This is a genomic window from Burkholderia latens (assembly GCF_902499045.1).
GTDB lineage: Bacteria > Pseudomonadota > Gammaproteobacteria > Burkholderiales > Burkholderiaceae > Burkholderia > Burkholderia latens.
In genome coordinates, this window is record NZ_CABVPL010000048.1 from 25,265 (window position 1) to 44,375 (window position 19,111).

The window sequence follows — 19,111 nt, forward strand, 5'->3', positions numbered from 1 at the left end:
AGAATTGGATGAAAATCGCAAAAAACACCGTCGTGTCGGTCGCTTACAAGCTGTCGGATGCGCAAGGCAATCTGATCGAGGAAAGCGACGAGCCGATGGTTTATCTGCACGGCGGCTATGATGGCACGTTCCCCAAGATCGAGGAACAGCTCGACGGCCAGGAGCCCGGTTATCAGGCGCAGGTTCAGCTCGAGCCGCAGGACGCGTTCGGCGACTACGATCCCGAACTCGTGAAGATCGAGCCGCGCGATCGTTTTCCCGAGCCGCTCGAAGTGGGCATGCAGTTCGAAGGCACGCCGGAAGACGGCGACGAGGAGGTGGATTCGCTGATCTATACGGTCACCGACATCGCCGAAGACAAGGTCGTGCTCGACGGCAACCACCCGCTCGCGGGCATGGCGCTGCGGTTCGCGCTCACGGTCAAGGACGTGCGCGAAGCGACCGACGACGAAATCGAGCATGAGCACGCGCACGGCGCGGAAGGGCTCGAAATTGTCGACGAGGACGAAGACGAAGACGGCGACACGCCGTCAGGGCGCACCCTGCACTGAACTGGCAGGCAGACCGGGCGCCGGCCCGGAAGCAGCGGGCGGCGCGGGCCACGAGGCGCCGCCCGGTGTCGTGCCGTCGCCCTGCAGCGGCGGCGCGACCGACGACGAGTCGGGCAAGGCCGGCAACGCCGGAATCTCGGGCATCTGCGGCAGCGGGACATCGTCGCGCGGCCCGACCGGCAGCGCGGGCGGAACCGGCAGGTTCTTCGGCACGTCCTGCAGGCTCACGTTGAAGATCGTCTGCCGTGCCGGCGACACCGTCACCTTGACCCATTGATTCGCCGGATGATGCGGTCCGATCGCGACACGCGTCACGTTTCCCACCAGCACACCGTCGTCCGCATGCAGCGGGCGATCGATCACGAAACCGTTCGCCAGCCGCTCGCTGCTCGCGTGCATCACCAGGATCGGGCCGCGGAACGTCGCCGCCGCCTTCACCAGCGTACGTTTCAGTTCACGGAAGCCGTCGCGCACGCGCGGCCGGTTGAAACGCAACCACGCAAAACGTTCGGCGCGTTCGTAGCGATCGAATTGCGGGTCGCCTTCGAAAATCACCACCATCGCGCGCGCTTCGCGCCGCTTCGCATATTCGGCTGCATGGTCGATCCAGAAGCCGTTCGCGATCACGCGGTCTTCGAACTCGCCGTTGCGGCCGCCGGCCGTCAGGAAATGATTGTTCGGCGCCGGCGCGTTCAGTGCGACATACACGACGTCGTCGCGCATCCAGCGCGCGTTTTCGCGATACGGCCGGAAGCGCGCGACTTCGCTTTCGCGCGTGATAGGCAGTGCGCCGGCGTCCGGCAGCGCCGCGTCGGCAAGCAGCGTCTGCCGCAGGAAGTCGAGCCGCTCGACCGGGTCGTAGCCGCCACCGGCCGCGGTGCCGCAGGTGACCCAGTCGTCGTGGCCGGGCACGAACACGAGCGGCACGCGCGTCGCGTTCAGGATCGCGCCGCGCTGCGTGTACAGCGCATCCCGGCATGCTTCCTTCGCACCCTTGATGTCGCCTGCATAGACGACAAAAGCGAGGTTGCGCTCGCGCGCGATCGCTTCGAGCAGCCGCTGGGCGGCCGGCTCGTCGGCCGGTGCGTCCATCACGCCGGACACGACCGCGAACGAGTAGGGCGCGGCCGCACGCTTCGGCGGCGCGGCCAGCGCGCCGGCCTGGGCCAGCGCGAGCGCCGCCGCGATCAGTGCGGCGGCGGCGCGGGCCGGCACACCTGGCCGCGCGCGTTTATGCGTGCCCGTCGGCATCGTGCGAGCGGACCAGCGCGCGCAATTCATACAGCAGATCGAGCGCGTCGCGCGGCTTGAGGTCGTCGGGATCGATGTCGCGCAGCTTTTCGAGCGCCGGATGCGGGGCGGCGGACGGCGCCGGCGCGTCCGCGATTTCGAACGCGTTATCCGCAGCCGGCGGCGCGCTGAACAGGTCGAGCTGCGGCGTGTGCTGCGTGGCCGACTGCTGTTCGAGATACGCGAGATGCTTGCGCGCCGCGCGGATCACCGGCGCGGGCACGCCCGCGAGCTGCGCGACCTGCAGCCCGTAGCTCTGGTTCGCCGGGCCTTCGTTGACCGCGTGCAGGAACACGATGCCGTGGCCGTGCTCGACCGCCGACAGGTGCACGTTCGCCGCCTGCGGGAATTCGGCCGGCAGTTGCGTCAGTTCGATGTAGTGCGTCGCGAACAGCGTGTAGCAGCCGTTCTGCGCGAGCAGATGGCGTGCAATTGCCCACGCGAGCGCGAGGCCGTCGAACGTCGACGTGCCGCGGCCGATTTCGTCCATCAGCACGAGGCTTTGCGGCGTCGCGTCGTTCAGGATCGCGGCGGCTTCGGTCATCTCGACCATGAACGTCGAACGGCCGCCGGCGAGGTCGTCGGCCGCGCCGATGCGCGTGAAGATGCGGTCGATCGGGCCGAAGCAGGCCGACTTCGCGGGCACGTAGCTGCCGACGTACGCCATCAGCGCGATCAACGCCGTTTGTCGCATGAACGTCGACTTGCCGCCCATGTTCGGACCGGTGATCAGCAGCAGCTTGCGCTCGGCGCCGAATCGGCAGTCGTTCGCGATGAACTGCTCGACCTGCGCTTCGACGACCGGGTGGCGGCCCTGTTCGATCTCGATGCCGATCTCGTCGGTGAACGTGGGCGCGACCCAGTCGAGCGTGCGCGCACGCTCGGCGAATGCGGCCAGCACGTCGAGCTCGGCGAGCGCCGACGCGACGCGCTGGCACTCGGGAATGAACGGCAGCAGCGCCTGCAGCACGCTGTCGTACAGCGCGCGCTCGCGGGCCAGCGCGCGTTCCTGTGCGGACAGCGCCTTGTCCTCGAAGGTTTTCAGTTCGGGCGTGATGTAGCGTTCGGCGTTCTTCAGCGTCTGGCGGCGGCGATAGTCGTCGGGCACCTTGTCGGTCTGGCCGCGCGTGACCTCGATGTAGAAGCCGTGCACCTTGTTGTATTCGACGCGCAGGTTCGCGATGCCCGTGCGCGCACGTTCGCGCGCTTCGAGATCGATCAGGAATTGTCCGCAGTTCTCGGAGATGTCGCGCAGCTCGTCGAGCTCCGCATCGTAGCCGCGAGCGATCACGCCGCCGTCGCGGACCATCGCGGCCGGCTCGGGCGCGATCGCGCTCGTCAGCAGGTCGAGGCATTCGGCGGGCGGCGCGAGCGCCGCGTCGACGCGCGCAAGCGCATCCGCGTTCGCGACGATCGCGCCGATGCGCTCGCGCAATGCCGGCAACGCGGCGAACGTGTCGCGCAGGCTCGACAGGTCGCGCGGCCGCGCGGACAGAAGCGCGAGACGCCCGGTGATCCGCTCGACGTCGGCGATCTGGCGCAGCGCGCTGCGCAATGCGTCGAGGCTAGCGTTCGCGGGCGCGTCGAGCAGCGCGCCGATCGCTTGCTGGCGCGACTGCGCGACGACGGATGCGCGCGGCGGATGATGCAGCCAATGACGCAGCAGCCGGCTGCCCATCGTCGTGCAGCAAGTGTCGAGCAGCGAATACAGCGTCGGCGATTCGGTGCCGCGCAGTGTTTCGGTCAATTCCAGGTTGCGGCGCGTCGCCGGATCGAGCCCGATGTATTCGGTCTCGTTTTCGACCTTCAGGCTGCGCACGTGACGCAGTTGCTGGCCCTGCGTGGCCGCAGCGTACAGCAGCAGCGCACCGGCCGCGCCGCATGCGCTTGTCAGCGAATGTGCGCCGAAGCCGTCGAGGCCCGCGACGTCGAGCTGGTCGCACAGGCGCTGGGTGCCCGATGCGATGTCGAAGTGCCACGCCGGTACGCGCCTGATCGCGCCTGCCCCCGCGGGCACGGCGTCGGTCGCGCCGTCCGCGGTGAGGATTTCGGCGGGGCGGATGCGTTCGAGCGCGGCGCCGAGCTGGTCGGGCTCGATTTCGGCGAGCCGCAGCGCGCCGCTCGCCAGGTTCAGCCATGCGAGGCCGATGTTGACTGCGACGCCGCGTTTGTTGTGACCGGTGCACATCGCGAGCAGGTAGACGTCGTTCTTGTCTGACAGCAGTGCCGCATCGGTCAGCGTGCCGGGCGTGACGACGCGTACGACCTTGCGTTCGACCGGGCCCTTCGACGTGGCGGGGTCGCCGATCTGCTCGCAGATCGCGACCGATTCACCCATCTTCACGAGCTTCGCGAGATATTGTTCGACCGCGTGATGCGGGACGCCGGCCATCTTGATCGGGTTGCCCGCCGATGCGCCGCGCTGCGTGAGGGTCAGGTCGAGCAGGCGTGCCGCTTTCTCCGCATCGTCGAAGAACAGCTCGTAGAAGTCGCCCATCCGGTAGAAGACGAGCGTGTCGGGGTGATCGGCCTTGATGCGCAGGTACTGCTGCATCATCGGAGTGTGGCCAGCAAAGGCTTCGGGCGACAGCGTGGTCATAGATCCGGCGTAAAGTTGTTGCTTGGGTTGCCCGAGTTTACCAGCGGCTTCGGTGCGCAAGCGCGAAGTTGGCCGTTCGGCCAGTTGCGGGAAAGCGGACCGGCGGCAGTCGGCCGCCCCGGCGATCCGCTCTCGCCCGTCGTCAGGCATTGACAGCCGGTATCACCCGGCGCAACGAATCGCGCGCGCCGGGGTCTCGAACCGTTCAGGCCCCCAGCGTCGAAACCAGATCGAGCGCCACTGCCTGCGCGACTTCGATCCCGTCGATGGCTGCCGAATAGATGCCGCCTGCATACCCGGCGCCTTCGCCCGCCGGATACAGCCCTTCGACGTTCACGCTCTGGTAGTTGTCCTTGCGCCGGATCCGGATCGGCGACGACGTGCGCGTCTCCACGCCGGTGAGCACCGCATCGTGCATCGCGAACCCGGCGATCTTCCGGTCGATCTGCGGCAGCGCTTCACGAATGGCTTCGATCACGTAGTCGGGCAGTGCGGTGCTGAGGTCGGTTGGGCGCACGCCTGGCTTGTACGACGGCACCACGGAGCCGAGCGACGTCGACGGCCGGCCCGCGATGAAATCGCCGACCAGCTGGCCCGGCGCGCTGTAGTCGCCGCCGCCGAGCTCGAACGCGCGCTCTTCCCATTTGCGCTGGAACGCGATACCCGCCAGCGGGCCGCCCGGATAGTCTTCCGGCGTGATGCCGACGACGATGCCCGCGTTCGCGTTGCGCTCGGCGCGCGAATACTGGCTCATCCCGTTGGTGACGACGCGGCCGGGCTCGGAGGTCGCCGCGACCACGGTACCGCCCGGGCACATGCAGAAGCTGTAGACCGCGCGTCCGTTGCTGCAGTGGTGGACGACCTTGTAGTCGGCCGCGCCGAGCTGCTTGTGGCCGGCGAACTTGCCGAAGCGGCTGCGATCGATCACGCCTTGCGGATGTTCGATCCGGAAACCGAGCGAAAACGGCTTCGCTTCCACGTAGACGCCGCGATCGTGCAGCATCTGGAACGTATCGCGCGCGCTGTGGCCCACGGCCAGCACCACGTGATCGCAGCGCAGCGTTTCGCCGTTCGACAGCTTCAGCGCGCGCACTTTGCCCTGATCGATGTCGATGTCCTCGACGCGGGTTTCGAAGCGCACTTCGCCGCCCAGCTCGTGGATGCTCGCGCGCATCTTTTCCACCATGCTGACGAGGCGGAACGTGCCGATGTGCGGCCGGCTCAGATACAGGATGTCCTCCGGCGCACCGGCCTTCACGAACTCGTCGAGCACCTTGCGGCCGTAGTGGTGCGGATCCTTGATCTGGCTGTACAGCTTGCCGTCGGAGAACGTGCCGGCGCCGCCTTCGCCGAACTGCACGTTCGACTCGGGATTGAGCACGCTCTTGCGCCACAGGCCGAACGTGTCCTTGGTGCGCTCGCGCACGGCCTTGCCGCGCTCGAGGATGATCGGGCGAAAGCCCATCTGCGCGAGGATCAGCCCGGCGAACAGCCCGCACGGCCCCATGCCGATCACGACCGGACGCAGGAAGTTGCCATGCTCGGGCGCCTTCGCGACGAAGTGGTACGTCATGTCGGGCGTCACGCCGCAATGCGGCGTGCCGGCGAGGCGCGGCAGCACGGCCGCTTCGTTCTTGACCTCGACATCGACGATATACGTGAGCTTGATGTCGGAGCGCTTGCGCGCGTCGTGCGCACGGCGGAACACCGTGTAGCGGAGGAGCCCGTCTGCGGCCACGCCAAGCTCCTCGAGGCGCGCGCGAATCGCGGCTTCGAGGGCGCTCTCGGGATGGTCGAGCGGGAGTTTGATTTCGCTTAGCCGTAACATGAGTAGTCGGATACGGTCGCCACGAAGCCGTGGCGGTGTTGAGACGGGCGGGGGCCGGCATGCCGGCGGCGTCGTTCGCGGCGCGCGCATCCCGCGAGCCGATCATTCGGCGACGGAAAACGCGCGGCGCGCGGTGGCACGCCGGCCACACCGGACCACTCGGGCAAGGTCGGCACGGGCGCCTGACGCGACCCCTGCGAGAAGAAGAGTACTTCGCGCTCCGGACGACCGGAACGAGGCAAGCGCTCCATCATGACCGTGCCAGCGAGTGGTTGATGCGAAAGCCGCGCCGCACGGCGCGGCGCGGACTTACTCCGCTGCCGGATGCACGCGGCTGTAGCGGTTCAGGATCGGGATCATCTGCGCGTAGATCTTCGGGTTCGCCGCGACGATCTCGTGGCGATGCAGGAAGTCGGCGTCGCCCGTGTAGTTGCCGACGAGCCCGCCGGCTTCGGTGATCAGCAGGCTGCCTGCCGCCATGTCCCACACGTTGATGCCCTGCTCGAAGAACGCGTCGAGGCGGCCCGCCGCGACGTTCGCGAGATCGAGTGCGGCCGCGCCCGGGCGGCGCAGACCCGTGCAGGCTTGCGTCATTTCGGTGAACAGGCGCGCGTATGCATCGAGGCCGTCCTTTTCGCGGAACGGGAAGCCCGTGCCGACCAGCGCGTCGGCGAGGCGGTCGCGGCGGCCGACGCGGATACGGCGGTCGTTCAGGTACGCGCCGCGGCCGCGGGTGGCCGTGAACAGGTCGTTCTTGTTCGGATCGTAGACGACGGCCTGCGTGACGACGCCCTTGTGCTCGAGCGCGATCGATACGCAGTAGTACGGGAAGCCGTGGATGAAGTTGGTCGTGCCGTCGAGCGGATCGATGATCCACTTGAATTCGGATTCGTTCTCCGATTCGCCCGATTCTTCCGCGAGGATCGCGTGATCGGGGTAGGCGGTCTTCAGCGTCTCGATGATCGCCTCTTCGGCGGCCTTGTCCACTTCGGTGACGAAGTCGTTCTGCTGCTTCTTGCGGATCTCGATCAGGTCGAGATCGAGGGACGCACGATTGATGATCTGTCCGGCGCGGCGCGCAGCCTTGACAGCAATGTTGAGCATGGGATGCATGAGCCTGGATCCTGTAGCCGACGGCACGGGCCGCCACGAAGTGGAACACACCGCCCGGAACGGCGCAAACATGCCGGGCGAGATGAGACGCGAATTGACAAAGAGCGGATAAGACCCGCGCCGCACGGAATGCGACGCGTAAGCGCATGATTTTACCCGATTTTCGAGCGTTTCGGTGGTTCGGGGTACGGGGAAACCCCCACTGGCCGTCCGGACGAGTGGGCTTGCCGCGACGATGGCGATACCATACGGCCATTCCGATGAACCGAGCCGTATGTAGTGGAAACTCCGCAGAACCCCGCCGCGCCGTCCGAATCGTGCGCTGCTCCGTCCCCGCCGCCGTCCGGCGGCTTCACGTCCACCCGCTTCGTGCTCGTCGAGCCCAGCCATCCCGGCAACGTCGGGGCGGCCGCCCGCGCGCTGAAGACGATGGGTTTCTCGCGGCTCGTGCTGGTCGCGCCGCGCGTGCCGCACGCGCAGAGCGATCCCGACGCGATCGCGATGGCGAGCGGTGCCGACGACGTCCTCGCGTCCGCGCAGGTCGTGCCCACGCTCGGCGATGCGTTGGCCGGCGTCCACTGGTCGATCGCGCTGACCGCACGCACGCGCGAATACGGGCCGCCGCGCCTGGCGCCGCGCGCGGCCGCCGAACAGGCGCGCACGCACGTCGGCGGCGGCGACATCGCGCTCGTGTTCGGCAACGAGCGCACCGGTCTCGCGAACGAGCACGTGGAGCAATGCAGCGCGCTCGCGCATATCCCCGCGAATCCCGCCTACAGCTCGCTGAACCTCGCGCAAGCGGTCCAGGTGCTCGCGTACGAACTGCGCGTCGCGTTCCTGGGGCGGGGAAGCGAGTCGTCGTACGCGATGCAGCCCGACGTCGGCACGCTCGCGCAGAGCGACGAGATCGAGCGGATGTATGCGCACCTCGAGAACGCGCTGATCGCGCTGGATTTTCTCGATCCGCGCAATCCGAAGAAACTGATGCCGCGGCTGCGGCGCCTGTTCGCGCGCACCGGTCTCGAGCGCGAGGAAGTCAACATCCTGCGCGGCATCGCGAAGCACATCCTGCTGAAGTCCGGGACACCGGAAGGCGACGCGTAGGCGGCCGGTATGGCGGTGGCCGGGCGCTTCGGCGTTCGACGGCGGTGAAGCCGGTCGCGGCCGCCGCGTTGCATTGGCCGCCGTGATGGCGGCCACCCGTTGGCGCGTGCCTATCGCGCATTACCCAATCGCCGGCGGCGTCGCGTCGGCCTGCCGGAACAGCGGTCAACGACCGAATACCCGTGCCGCCGGCGGGGTGAACGCGCGACGCCGTGCGGCCGCGCGCGAGTGGCCCTACAATCGCCGGACGTCATAAGCAAATTACCCGGCGAGATAACGACCGGCCCTTGCCGGCGAGGCACGCCGGCCTTTTCCCCAGCCCAGATCCGATCATGTTCACTAGACTGCGCGAAGACGTTGCGACGATACGCGAGCGGGATCCCGCCGCTCGCAGTGCCTGGGAAGTGCTGACCTGTTATCCGGGGCTGCATGCGCTCGTGCTGCACCGGTTCGCACATGCATGCTGGCGCGCGAAACGCTACTGGCTCGCCCGTTTCGCGTCGCAGGTCGGCCGCTTCCTGACGGGGATCGAGATCCATCCGGGCGCGACGATCGGCCGGCGCGTGTTCATCGATCACGGCATGGGCGTCGTGATCGGGGAGACCGCGGTCGTCGGCGACGATTGCACGATCTATCAGGGCGTGACGCTCGGCGGCACGTCGCTCACGCGCGGCGCGAAGCGCCATCCGACGCTCGAGGCCGGCGTGATCGTCGGCGCGGGCGCGAAGGTGCTCGGCGGTTTCACGGTCGGCGCGGGCGCGAAGATCGGCTCGAACGCGGTCGTCGTGAAGCCGGTGCCGGCGGGCGGCACCGCTGTCGGCAATCCGGCGCGCATCGTGATGCCGGCGCAACCGAAGCCGCAACCCGAGCGTGCCGCATTCTGCGCATACGGGATCACGCCGAACGCGGACGACCCGATGTCGCTCGCAATCCACGGGCTGATCGATCACGCGGCGAAGGAGAGCCGGCGCGTCGACGAGATCGTCGCGGCGCTCGAGCAACTCGGCACGCATCTGGAAACGCTGCAGGGCGCCGACGCAGCGCGCCTCGATCTGCGCAGGCTGTCGGCGGTGCTGGAAGGCAAGGCGGTCGAGCGCCAGCCGTAACGCGCCGCGTGCCGACGGCGCTCGGCAGCGGCAGTCGTGTCGAGCGCCGTCAGGCGGTTTGGTCAGCCGATCGCGTCAGTCGAGCGGCATCGCATGGATGCCTTCCGCGTCGACGCGCAGATAACCGCCGCGCGGTTTGCCGTGGTCGAGATCCCAGTCGGGCAGCACCCAGCGAATCCCGCCCGGCTCGAGGTGGCGGGCAGGGCGATGCGTATGGCCGTGAATGATCACGCTTGCGCGGCTTTTCCGGAACAGCGCAGCCACGCCTTCACGCGTGACGTCGTAGATCGCCGAAGCAGGGCGCATGCGGCCCGCTTCGCTGTTCGAGCGCATCCGCTGCGCGAGCGCGCGGCGCCAGCGGAACGGCCATGCGAGGAACAGCGCCTGCGCGATGCGATTGCGCGCGAATCGCCGGAACACCTGATAGCCGCGATCGGCCGTGCATTGCGCGTCGCCGTGCGCGAGCACGATGCGCTGGCCGAACGCCATGATCAGCGCCGGGTCGGGCAGCAGCATCGCACCGGCCGCTTTCATGAAGCGCCGCCCGAGCAGGAAATCGCGGTTGCCGTGCATCACGTACAGCGCGATGCCGCGCTCGGAGAACGTATGCATCAGCGCGGCCATGCGGGCCGCGAACGGATCGTCGTCGAGCACGTCGTCGCCGATCCAGTATTCGAACAGGTCGCCGAGAATGAATACCGAGTCGGCGCTGTCGGCTGTGTATTTCACGAAATGCTCGAACGCGGCGACCGTCTTCGGGATCGCCTCGCTCAGATGCAGATCGGAGAGAAACAGGAACGGGCGTGCGGCTTGCGCGTATTCGCGCTCGCCCGGCACGCCCGCGGAGACGCTTCGCGGCGGACTCTCCTGCAACATCGAAGTGCCTCCGTAACGGCTGGTGCGTCAGACCACCACGGCCTTTTCGATCACGACGTCGTCGGTCGGCACGTCCTGATGGAAGCCCGCGTTGCCCGTCTTCACGGCCTTGATCTTGTCGACGACGTCCTGGCCTTCGACGACCTTGCCGAACACCGCGTAGCCCCAGCCTTGCGGCGTCGGCGACGAGTGGTTCAGGAAGTCGTTGTCGTTCACGTTGATGAAGAACTGGGCGGTCGCCGAGTGCGGATCGTTCGTGCGCGCCATCGCGATCGTGTAGTTGTCGTTCTTCAGGCCGTTGTTCGCCTCGTTGTCGATCGGCGCGTCGGTCGGCTTCTGCTTCAGGCCCGGCTCGAAGCCGCCGCCCTGGATCATGAAGCCGTTGATCACGCGGTGGAACACCGTGCCGTCATAGTGGCCCTTCTTCACGTAGTTCAGGAAGTTCTCGACCGTCTTCGGTGCCTTCGCGGCGTCCAGTTCGAGCTTGATCACGCCGTGGTTCGTGTGCAGTTCAACCATGATGAATTCCTTCGGTATGGCGGTTTAAATGGCACGCGGCCGGTCGTACGACGCGGCCGCGTGTGGCGCCGGACGTGCCGGCAGGTGCTTACTTCGAGACGATGCTCGCCGATTCGATCACGACCGGCTGGGCCGGCACGTCCTGCATCGGGCCGCGCGAGGTCGTCGCCACGCCTTCGATCTTCTTCACGACGTCGAGGCCCGACACGACCTTGCCGAACACGGCATAACCGTTGCCGTCCGGGTTCGGGTAGTCGAGGCCGCCGTTGTCCACCGTGTTGATGAAGAATTGCGCGGTGGCCGAGTTCGGATCGCTGGTACGCGCCATCGCGATCGTGCCCGTCAGGTTCTTCAGACCATTGCGGCTTTCCAGCGGGATCGGCGCGCGGGTCGGCTTCTCCTCGAAGTTGGTCTTGTAGCCGCCGCCCTGGATCATGAAGCCCTTGATCACGCGATGGAAGATCGTGCCGTTGTACTGGCCGGCCTTCACGTAATCGAGGAAGTTGGCGACCGTCTTCGGCGCCTTCTCCGGGTAGAGCTCGACGCGGATGTCGCCCTGCGAGGTCTTCAGCTGCACGACCGGGTGCGCGGTGGCCGATTGCGCGAAGGCAGGCGCGGTCGCGAGAAGGGCGGCGCCGCCAAGCGCCAGCAACAGACGTTTCATTGCGATCCTCAGGTTGGGAGGGAAGGAAGGGCGCGCCGCTTTACTGCGACGGCGCGACGTACGGCGCCGCCAGCGCACCGGACGGACCACTGAACTGGAACGTCGGCGACATCGGCAGCGTGGTGGTGCTCACGTTCGCGGCGGCGCGGTCGGAGTACGCGCGCGTGGCCGGCGTGACGTTGTGCGCGCCTGCTGCGGGCTTCGGCGGCGACACGATTTTCTGCAGGTCGGCGAGTCGCTGTGCGGTCGCGCCGCTCGTGCGGCCGAGCGACTGCGCGCGCTTGTACGACTCGGACGCGAGGCGCAGGTACAGGTCGCCGAGGTTCTCGTACGCGAGCGAGTAGCTCGGGTTCGCTTGCGTCGCCGTGACGAGTGCGCTGCGCGCTTCGTCGTAGCGGCCATGCTTCGCGTAGAGCGCCGCGAGATTGTTGTAGGGCTCGGGCAGTTCGGGGTAGGCCTGCGTGATCGCGACGAACTGCTGGATCGCGTCGTCGTCGCGGTTCAGGCGCGCGAGCACGGTGCCGCGCTTGAACTGCGCCTGCACGTCGTGCGGGTTCGCGGCGATACGCGCGTCGAGTTGCGCGAGCGCCTGTTTCCACTGCTTGCCGGCGATCGACGCGTCGATTTCGGGCGTGCCGTCGGCGGTGGCCGGAGCCTTTTGCGCATGCGCCGCGGGGGCCGCGAAGAGCGTCAGTGCGACGCCCATGACGGCGGTCGCAACGAGGGTCGCAGCGCTCGGCGCGCGGCCGCGATGAGGTTTCATAGGCGTAAATCGGAATGTTATACTCCGAGCCATTCTAACAAAACGTCTGCGCGTTCCGGCGAGCCGCAGACAGTCTTTCTTTGCCTCTCGTGGCCGTCACCGCTGTGCTTGCAGCCTGACCGCCCCATGTGATATCGAGGACGCGCGGCGTCGTGCCGCAACGGGTAGTTCGTCCGTGTCGCATGCAGGGCGAGCTTCGCCAGGGCGGTTTCCTTCGGCTCACGGTTCATCTCTATGGAATCACTGCGCATCTACAACACGCTCGCGCGTGACAAGCAAGTTTTCGTGCCGCGCCAGTCCGGCGAAGTGCGGATGTACGTATGCGGGATCACCGTCTACGACTATTGTCACGTGGGCCACGCGCGCATGCTGGTCGTGTTCGACCTCGTCCAGCGCTGGCTGCGTGCGATCGGCTATCGCGTCACGTACGTGCGCAACATCACCGACATCGACGACAAGATCATCCGGCGCGCGGTCGAGAACGGCGAGACGATCAAGTCGCTGACCGACCGGTTCATCGGCGCGATGCACGAGGACGAGGCGGCGCTCGGCATTCAGCGGCCCGACATCGAGCCGCGCGCGACGCAGTTCATTCCGCAGATGCTCGGGATGATCGAGCAGCTCGAGACGAACGGCTACGCGTATCAGGCGAGCGACGGCGACGTCAATTATTCGGTGCGCAAGTTCGCGAACTACGGGAAGCTGTCGGGCAAGTCGCTCGACGACCTGCGCGCGGGCGAGCGCGTCGCCGCAAACGACGCGAAGGAAGATCCGCTCGATTTCGTGCTGTGGAAGCGCGCGAAGGCGGACGATCCGGAAGGCGCGTCGTGGTCGTCGAAGTACGGGATGGGGCGGCCGGGCTGGCACATCGAGTGCTCCGCGATGGGCTGCACGCTGCTCGGCGAGCATTTCGACATCCACGGCGGCGGGCAGGACCTGCAATTCCCGCACCACGAGAACGAAATCGCGCAGAGCGAAGGCGCGACCGGCCAGACGTTCGTCAATTACTGGATGCACAACGGCTTCGTGCAGGTCGACAACGAGAAGATGTCGAAATCGCTCGGCAACTTCTTCACGATCCGCGAAGTGCTCGAGCGGTACGACGCCGAGGTCATGCGCTTCTTCATCGTGCGCACGCACTACCGGTCGCCGCTCAACTACAGCGACGTGCACCTCGACGATGCGCGCGCGTCGCTCACGCGTCTCTATACGGCGCTGAAGGACGTCGAGCCCGACACGCTCGCGCTCGACTGGAACGAGCCGCATGCGCAGCGTTTCGCGGCCGCGATGAACGACGACATCAACACGCCGGTCGCAGTGGCAACGCTGTTCGAACTGGCGGGCGAGGTCAACCGCACGCGCGATGCATCGCTCGCGCGGCAACTGAAACAACTGGCGGGCCTGCTGGGCCTGCTCGGCCGCGAACCGCGCGCGTTCCTGCAGCAGGGCACCGGTGCCGCGCAGGCGGGCGGGCTCGCAGCCGACGAAATCGAAGCGAGGATCGCCGCGCGTGTCGCGGCGAAACAAGCGAAGGACTATGCCGAAGCGGACCGGATTCGGGCGGAACTGCTCGACGCCGGCATCGCTCTTGAAGACAAACCGGGCGGATCGACCGAATGGCGTCGCGTATGAGCGCGGCGCGTTCCACTGACCGATCCGTCGGGTAGGAGGCAAGATGGCAACGGCCAGAAAAGCGCCGGTCAGGCGTGCGACTCCGCTCGCCGCGCGTCCGGCAGCCAAGCGCGCGCCGGCGGCGAAGGCGGACCCGACGCGCGCCGTGCCGAACGGCGCGATGAACGGTCATGCGAAGCCCGTGCGCGCGAAGGGCGCGGACGCGGCGCAGCCGGAGGTCGCGCTGACGGCCGCGGACGCGGCGCGCAAGACGCGCGCGTCCGACGCGGCAGCCGACGGCGCCGATGACGTCGTGCGTCCCGCATATTGGGACAAGGCGTGCGCCGATCTCGTGAAGCGCGACCGGATCCTGAAGAAGCTGATCCCGAAGTTCGGCCCCGCGCATCTGGTGAAGCGCGGCGATCCGTTCGTCACGCTCGCGCGCTCGGTCGTCGGCCAGCAGATTTCGGTGACGTCCGCGCAGGCGCTGTGGGCGCGCATCGAGGATGCGTGTCCGAAACTCGCGCCGCAGCCGGTGATCCGGCTCGGCGCGGACAAGCTGATTGGATGCGGCTTGTCGAAGCGGAAGACGGAATACATCCTCGATCTTGCGCAGCACTTCGTGTCCGGCGCGCTGCACGTCGACAAATGGACGTCGATGGACGACGAGGACGTGATCGCGGAACTCACGCAGATCCGCGGCATCAGCCGCTGGACGGCCGAGATGTTCCTGATCTTCAACCTGTCGCGGCCGGACGTGCTGCCGCTCGACGATCCGGGCCTGATTCGCGCGATCAGCGTCAATTACTTCAGCGGGGAGCCGGTCACGCGCAGCGAGGCGCGCGAAGTGGCCGCCAACTGGGAGCCGTGGCGTACCGTCGCGACCTGGTACATGTGGCGCAGCCTCGACGTGCCCGACACTGACACCGACTGACGGCTATCAGGTTTTAAACATCAATAGTTGAGAGCCGGTTTTGCGCATCGCCCGCGCGGGTAGAATACGCGCTGCCGCAAGACCCAAGGATTCGAACACATGAAGACCACGTTTCTGGATTTCGAACAGCCGATCGCCGAACTCGAGGCCAAGATCGAAGAGCTGCGATTCGTGCAGGACGACTCGGCTGTCGATATTTCGGAAGAAATCGAGCGGCTGTCGAAGAAGAGCCAGCAACTGACGAAGGACCTCTACGCGAATCTGTCGCCGTGGCAGGTCTCGCAGATCGCGCGGCATCCGCAGCGTCCGTACACGCTCGACTACGTCGCGGAACTGTTTACCGATTTCCACGAGCTGCATGGCGACCGCGCGTTCGCGGACGACTTGTCGATCGTCGGCGGTCTCGCGCGCTTCGGCGGCCATCCGTGCATGGTGATCGGCCATCAGAAGGGCCGCGACACGAAGGAGCGCGCGGCGCGCAACTTCGGGATGCCGCGTCCGGAAGGCTATCGCAAGGCCGAGCGCCTGATGCGCCTCGCCGAGAAGTTCGGGTTGCCGATCTTCACGTTCGTCGACACGCCGGGTGCATATCCGGGCATCGGCGCCGAAGAGCGCGGCCAGTCGGAAGCGATCGGCCGCAACCTGTACGTGATGGCCGAGCTGAAGACGCCGATCATCACGACCGTGATCGGCGAGGGCGGTTCGGGCGGCGCGCTGGCGATCGCCGTGGCCGACACCGTGATGATGCTGCAGTTCTCGACCTACTCGGTGATCTCGCCGGAAGGCTGCGCGTCGATCCTGTGGAAGAGCGCCGCGAAGGCGCCCGAGGCAGCGGAAGCGCTCGGCCTGACCGCGCATCGCCTGAAGGCGCTCGGCCTGATCGACAAGATCATCAACGAGCCGCTCGGCGGCGCGCACCGCGATCCGAAGGGCATGGCTGCGCTGCTGCGCCGCGCGCTCGCGGATTCGCTGCGCCAGTTCCAGGGCATGAGCATCGACGCGCTTCGCGAGCGCCGCTTCGAGCGCCTGATGGCCTACGGCAAGTTCAAGGAAACCACGCCCGGCGCATGACCGGCGTGTTCGCATCGCGCGCCGTCCGGCGCGCGTCTTGCTCGTGATCCCCCCGACCGAATTCAACGCCGACCGCGTCGTCCTCGACGCGGTCGGCGTTGCGCTTGCCTGTCTGCCGGCCGATGCGCGGATCGCGATCGCGTACAGCGGCGGCCTCGACTCGACGGTCCTGCTCGATGCGGCCGTGCGCGTCGCCGGCGCCGCGCGCTGCGTCGCGCTGCATGTGCATCACGGCCTCAGCGCGAACGCCGACGCGTGGGTCGCGCACGCGCAGGCGACGGCCGAGCGGCTTGGTGTCGCATTCGAATCCGAACGTGTCGACGTGCCGCGCGACAGCGGGCTCGGCGTCGAGGCGACCGCGCGCGAGCGTCGCTACGCGGCGCTCGACGCGATGTGCGAACGGCACGGCGTGGCGGCGCTCTGGATCGCGCAGCATGCGGACGATCAGGCCGAGACCGTGCTGCTGCAACTGCTGCGCGGCGCGGGGATCGCCGGTCTCGCCGCGATGGCGCCGCACTATCGTCCGGCGGGCGCGAGCGTCGAGCGCGTGCGGCCGCTGCTGAGATTGTTGCGTGCGCAACTTGAACGCTATGCGGCGCAACGCGCTCTCGCATGGATCGACGACGAATCGAACGGCGACACGCGCTATGCGCGCAATGCGTTGCGCATCGACGTGCTGCCGGCGCTTGCCGCGCACTTTCCAGGTTTTCGCGATGCGCTCGGCCGTGCGGCCCAGCACGCGGCCGCCGCGCAGCGGCTGCTCGACGATCTCGCCGAACTCGATTTCGCCGGCGCCGCGCGCGACGACGGACGTGCGCTGTCGCGCGACGCGCTGGTCGCGTTCGACGATACGCGCGGTGCGAACCTGCTGCGCTTCTGGATGCGCCGGCTCGGTTTGCCCGGCGCATCGGCGGCGCGGCTCGCGAACATGATGCGGCAGCTGCGCGCCGCGCACGACGCGCATGCGCTGCGCGTCGACCACGCGGGGCAGTGCCTGCGGCTTTATCGCGATACCGTTTACTGGGAAGCGGGCGACAGCGCTGAGCCGGCCGACGACGGTGCCGGCACGCCGCATCCCGAGTCGTCGCTCGCATGGGACGGCCAGGAAGTCTGGCACGTGCCGGGGTGGCGCGGCACGTTCGTGTTCGCGCCGGCCGACGCCGGCAGTCCCGGCGCCGTGCCGGAGGCGCTGTTGCGCAGCGCGGCGCTCGTCGTGCGTGCGCGGGCGGGCGGCGAGCGGCTGCGTACGTCGCCCGGCGGGCCGGGGCGCACGTTGAAGAACCTGTTTCAGGAGCGCGGCGTGCCGGCATGGCAGCGCGACGTGCCGCTGCTGTTCGCGGGCGACCGGCTCGTCTACGTGCCGCGGCTCGGCGTGAATCATGGCGACGGGCTTACCAGCGACGGCGGCTGGCGCCGGATCGAATGGCGTCCCGACCTGCTGATCGCGTAGCGCCCGCGCGTCTCCCGCCGCGCGATCGCGCGCCGGTTTTCACCATTTGGTAAACAGCGCCGGAACGCTTGCCGAACCGGCGAGCGGCTTGTCAAGCGGGCCTCTATCGGGTACGCTCGGTCGTTTGCTCGGCTCGATTTTTGAGCGATTTGTGCAGGTTTTCCGCGTGACGTACCCGGTTTGCGCGGCCTGATCGGCCTTCCGGGCAAAATCCGTCACGCTTGCGTGTTGCGTCCCAGCCGTTCCCCTCGTCGTCCGTCCACAGCCACAAGCCGCGTGACCGAACGGCAACGCGGCCTGCCCAGCGCGCCCGTGCGGCTTCTCCTCCAGTTCAGAACGACAATGGCACTCATCGTACACAAATACGGCGGCACTTCGATGGGCTCGGTCGAGCGCATCAAGAACGTCGCGAAACGCGTCGCAAAATGGCATCAGGCCGGGCACCAGATGGTGGTCGTGCCGTCCGCGATGTCCGGCGAAACCAACCGCCTGCTCGGTCTCGCGAAAGAGATTTCGAGCCAGCCGAGCCCGCGTGAGCTCGACATGATCGCATCGACCGGCGAGCAGGTCAGCGTCGGCCTGCTGTCGATCGCGCTGCAGGAAATCGGCGTCGAGGCCGTGAGCTATGCCGGCTGGCAAGTGCCGATCAAGACGGACAGCGCATTCACGAAGGCGCGCATCCACTCGATCGACGACGAGCGCGTGAAGGCCGATCTGAACGCCGGCAAGGTCGTGATCATCACGGGCTTCCAGGGCGTCGATCCGGACGGCCACATCACGACGCTGGGCCGTGGCGGCTCGGACACGTCGGCAGTGGCGGTCGCGGCCGCGCTCGATGCCGAAGAGTGCCTGATCTACACGGACGTCGACGGCGTCTACACGACCGACCCGCGTGTGGTCGAAGAGGCGCGACGCCTCGATCGCGTGACGTTCGAGGAAATGCTGGAAATGGCGAGCCTCGGCTCGAAGGTCCTGCAGATCCGTTCGGTCGAATTCGCCGGCAAATACCAGGTGAAGACGCGTGTGCTGTCGAGCCTGACCGATCCGCTGATTGCGCTCGACGAAGAAATGCGCTCGGGCACCCTGATTACTTTTGAAGAAGACGAGACCATGGAAAAGGCAGTCATTTCCGGCATCGCGTTCCAGCGCGACGAAGCACGCATTGCGGTGATGGGTGTGCCCGACAAGCCGGGCATCGCGTATCAGATCCTCGGCCCGGTCGCCGATGCGAACGTGGACGTCGACATGATCATCCAGAACCAGAGCGTCGAAGGGAAGACGGACTTCACGTTCACGGTCGGCCGCGGCGACTACCAGAAGGCAATGGACATCCTCACGAACCAGGTGCAGGGCCATGTGAGCGCCGAGCGCGTGCAGGGCGACCCGAAGGTGTCGAAGGTGTCGGTCGTCGGCGTCGGCATGCGTTCGCACGTCGGTGTCGCGAGCAAGATGTTCCGCACGCTGTCGGAAGAGGGTATCAACATCCAGATGATCTCGACGTCCGAAATCAAGATTTCGGTGCTGATCGACGAGAAATACATGGAGCTGGCCGTCCGCGCGCTTCACAAGGCATTCGAACTCGACCAGGCGTCGTGAATTTTTCGTGATGCATTGAAGAAAATGCATCACGGA

General features: G+C 67.2%; 16 protein-coding genes and 1 pseudogene. 8 read left to right on the plus strand and 9 right to left on the minus strand.

Features of this window, described 5'->3' with window-relative positions; genetic code table 11:
• The first annotated feature begins 8 nt into the window (after nt 1–8).
• Nucleotides 9–551, plus strand: a complete 543-nt coding sequence (locus BSE24067_RS25570) for an FKBP-type peptidyl-prolyl cis-trans isomerase (protein ID WP_151067002.1) — start codon at nt 9–11, stop codon at nt 549–551.
• On the opposite strand, the gene BSE24067_RS25575 is transcribed toward BSE24067_RS25570, so the two are convergent.
• The 4 genes from BSE24067_RS25575 to BSE24067_RS25590 all read right to left on the minus strand — a co-directional run bounded on the left by BSE24067_RS25575 (nt 531) and on the right by BSE24067_RS25590 (nt 7,381).
• Nucleotides 531–1,802, minus strand: coding sequence for a metallophosphoesterase family protein (locus BSE24067_RS25575; protein WP_174904900.1), 1,272 nt, complete (start codon nt 1,800–1,802; stop codon nt 531–533). The genes BSE24067_RS25570 and BSE24067_RS25575 overlap by 21 nt on opposite strands.
• On the minus strand, nt 1,783–4,440 hold the full coding sequence (gene mutS, locus BSE24067_RS25580; RefSeq protein WP_151065666.1) for a DNA mismatch repair protein MutS: 2,658 nt from the start codon (nt 4,438–4,440) through the stop codon (nt 1,783–1,785). The genes BSE24067_RS25575 and mutS overlap by 20 nt, the downstream gene beginning before the upstream one ends.
• Nucleotides 4,441–4,645: 205 nt before the next feature.
• Nucleotides 4,646–6,268 (minus strand): NAD(P)/FAD-dependent oxidoreductase, encoded by a 1,623-nt coding sequence (locus BSE24067_RS25585; RefSeq protein ID WP_151065665.1) that lies wholly within the window; start codon nt 6,266–6,268, stop codon nt 4,646–4,648.
• 309 nt (nt 6,269–6,577) lie between these two features.
• Entirely contained in the window at nt 6,578–7,381 is an 804-nt protein-coding gene (locus tag BSE24067_RS25590) for an inositol monophosphatase family protein (RefSeq protein ID WP_006751612.1), read from the minus strand.
• Between the two features lie 279 nt (nt 7,382–7,660).
• On the opposite strand from BSE24067_RS25590, the gene BSE24067_RS25595 reads away from it, so the two are divergent.
• Nucleotides 7,661–8,485: an RNA methyltransferase gene (locus tag BSE24067_RS25595; protein WP_151065664.1), complete on the plus strand. Its 825-nt coding sequence runs from the start codon at nt 7,661–7,663 to the stop codon at nt 8,483–8,485.
• 332 nt (nt 8,486–8,817) lie between these two features.
• Complete coding sequence (gene cysE, locus BSE24067_RS25600) at nt 8,818–9,591, plus strand: serine O-acetyltransferase (RefSeq protein WP_151065663.1); 774 nt, start codon at nt 8,818–8,820, stop codon at nt 9,589–9,591.
• A gap of 75 nt (nt 9,592–9,666) precedes the next feature.
• Here cysE and BSE24067_RS25605 read toward each other — a convergent pair whose 3' ends face one another.
• The 4 genes from BSE24067_RS25605 to BSE24067_RS25620 form a co-directional block, all read right to left on the minus strand.
• Entirely contained in the window at nt 9,667–10,467 is an 801-nt protein-coding gene (locus BSE24067_RS25605; RefSeq protein WP_151065662.1) for a UDP-2,3-diacylglucosamine diphosphatase, read from the minus strand.
• A 27-nt stretch (nt 10,468–10,494) separates the two neighbouring features.
• The gene (locus BSE24067_RS25610; RefSeq protein WP_040144534.1) at nt 10,495–10,986 is read right to left on the minus strand and encodes a peptidylprolyl isomerase; all 492 of its coding nucleotides are present in this window, start codon (nt 10,984–10,986) and stop codon (nt 10,495–10,497) included.
• Between the two features lie 88 nt (nt 10,987–11,074).
• Complete coding sequence (locus BSE24067_RS25615; protein WP_151065661.1) at nt 11,075–11,650, minus strand: peptidylprolyl isomerase; 576 nt, start codon at nt 11,648–11,650, stop codon at nt 11,075–11,077.
• 40 nt (nt 11,651–11,690) lie between these two features.
• Nucleotides 11,691–12,413 (minus strand): tetratricopeptide repeat protein, encoded by a 723-nt coding sequence (locus BSE24067_RS25620; RefSeq protein ID WP_170297500.1) that lies wholly within the window; start codon nt 12,411–12,413, stop codon nt 11,691–11,693.
• Nucleotides 12,414–12,647: 234 nt separating this feature from the next.
• Between BSE24067_RS25620 and cysS the strand changes: the two genes are divergently transcribed.
• From cysS to tilS, 4 genes are all read left to right on the plus strand, one after another.
• On the plus strand, nt 12,648–14,045 hold the full coding sequence (gene cysS, locus BSE24067_RS25625; protein WP_151065660.1) for a cysteine--tRNA ligase: 1,398 nt from the start codon (nt 12,648–12,650) through the stop codon (nt 14,043–14,045).
• 43 nt (nt 14,046–14,088) lie between these two features.
• Nucleotides 14,089–14,958, plus strand: coding sequence for a DNA-3-methyladenine glycosylase family protein (locus BSE24067_RS25630; RefSeq protein WP_151065659.1), 870 nt, complete (start codon nt 14,089–14,091; stop codon nt 14,956–14,958).
• Between the two features lie 99 nt (nt 14,959–15,057).
• A complete protein-coding gene (locus tag BSE24067_RS25635; protein ID WP_006478433.1) occupies nt 15,058–16,029 on the plus strand; it encodes an acetyl-CoA carboxylase carboxyltransferase subunit alpha in 972 nt (323 codons plus the stop codon).
• A 43-nt stretch (nt 16,030–16,072) separates the two neighbouring features.
• On the plus strand, nt 16,073–17,479 hold the full coding sequence (gene tilS, locus BSE24067_RS25640) for a tRNA lysidine(34) synthetase TilS (protein ID WP_151065668.1): 1,407 nt from the start codon (nt 16,073–16,075) through the stop codon (nt 17,477–17,479).
• A 122-nt stretch (nt 17,480–17,601) separates the two neighbouring features.
• On the opposite strand, the pseudogene BSE24067_RS33145 reads toward tilS, so the two are convergent.
• Nucleotides 17,602–17,839: pseudogene (locus BSE24067_RS33145) on the minus strand (hypothetical protein); the annotation flags it as partial.
• Between BSE24067_RS33145 and BSE24067_RS25645 the strand changes: the two are divergent.
• Nucleotides 17,822–19,075, plus strand: coding sequence for an aspartate kinase (locus BSE24067_RS25645; protein WP_034188899.1), 1,254 nt, complete (start codon nt 17,822–17,824; stop codon nt 19,073–19,075). The pseudogene BSE24067_RS33145 and the gene BSE24067_RS25645 sit on opposite strands and share 18 nt — an antisense overlap.
• The last annotated feature ends 36 nt before the right edge of the window (nt 19,076–19,111 follow it).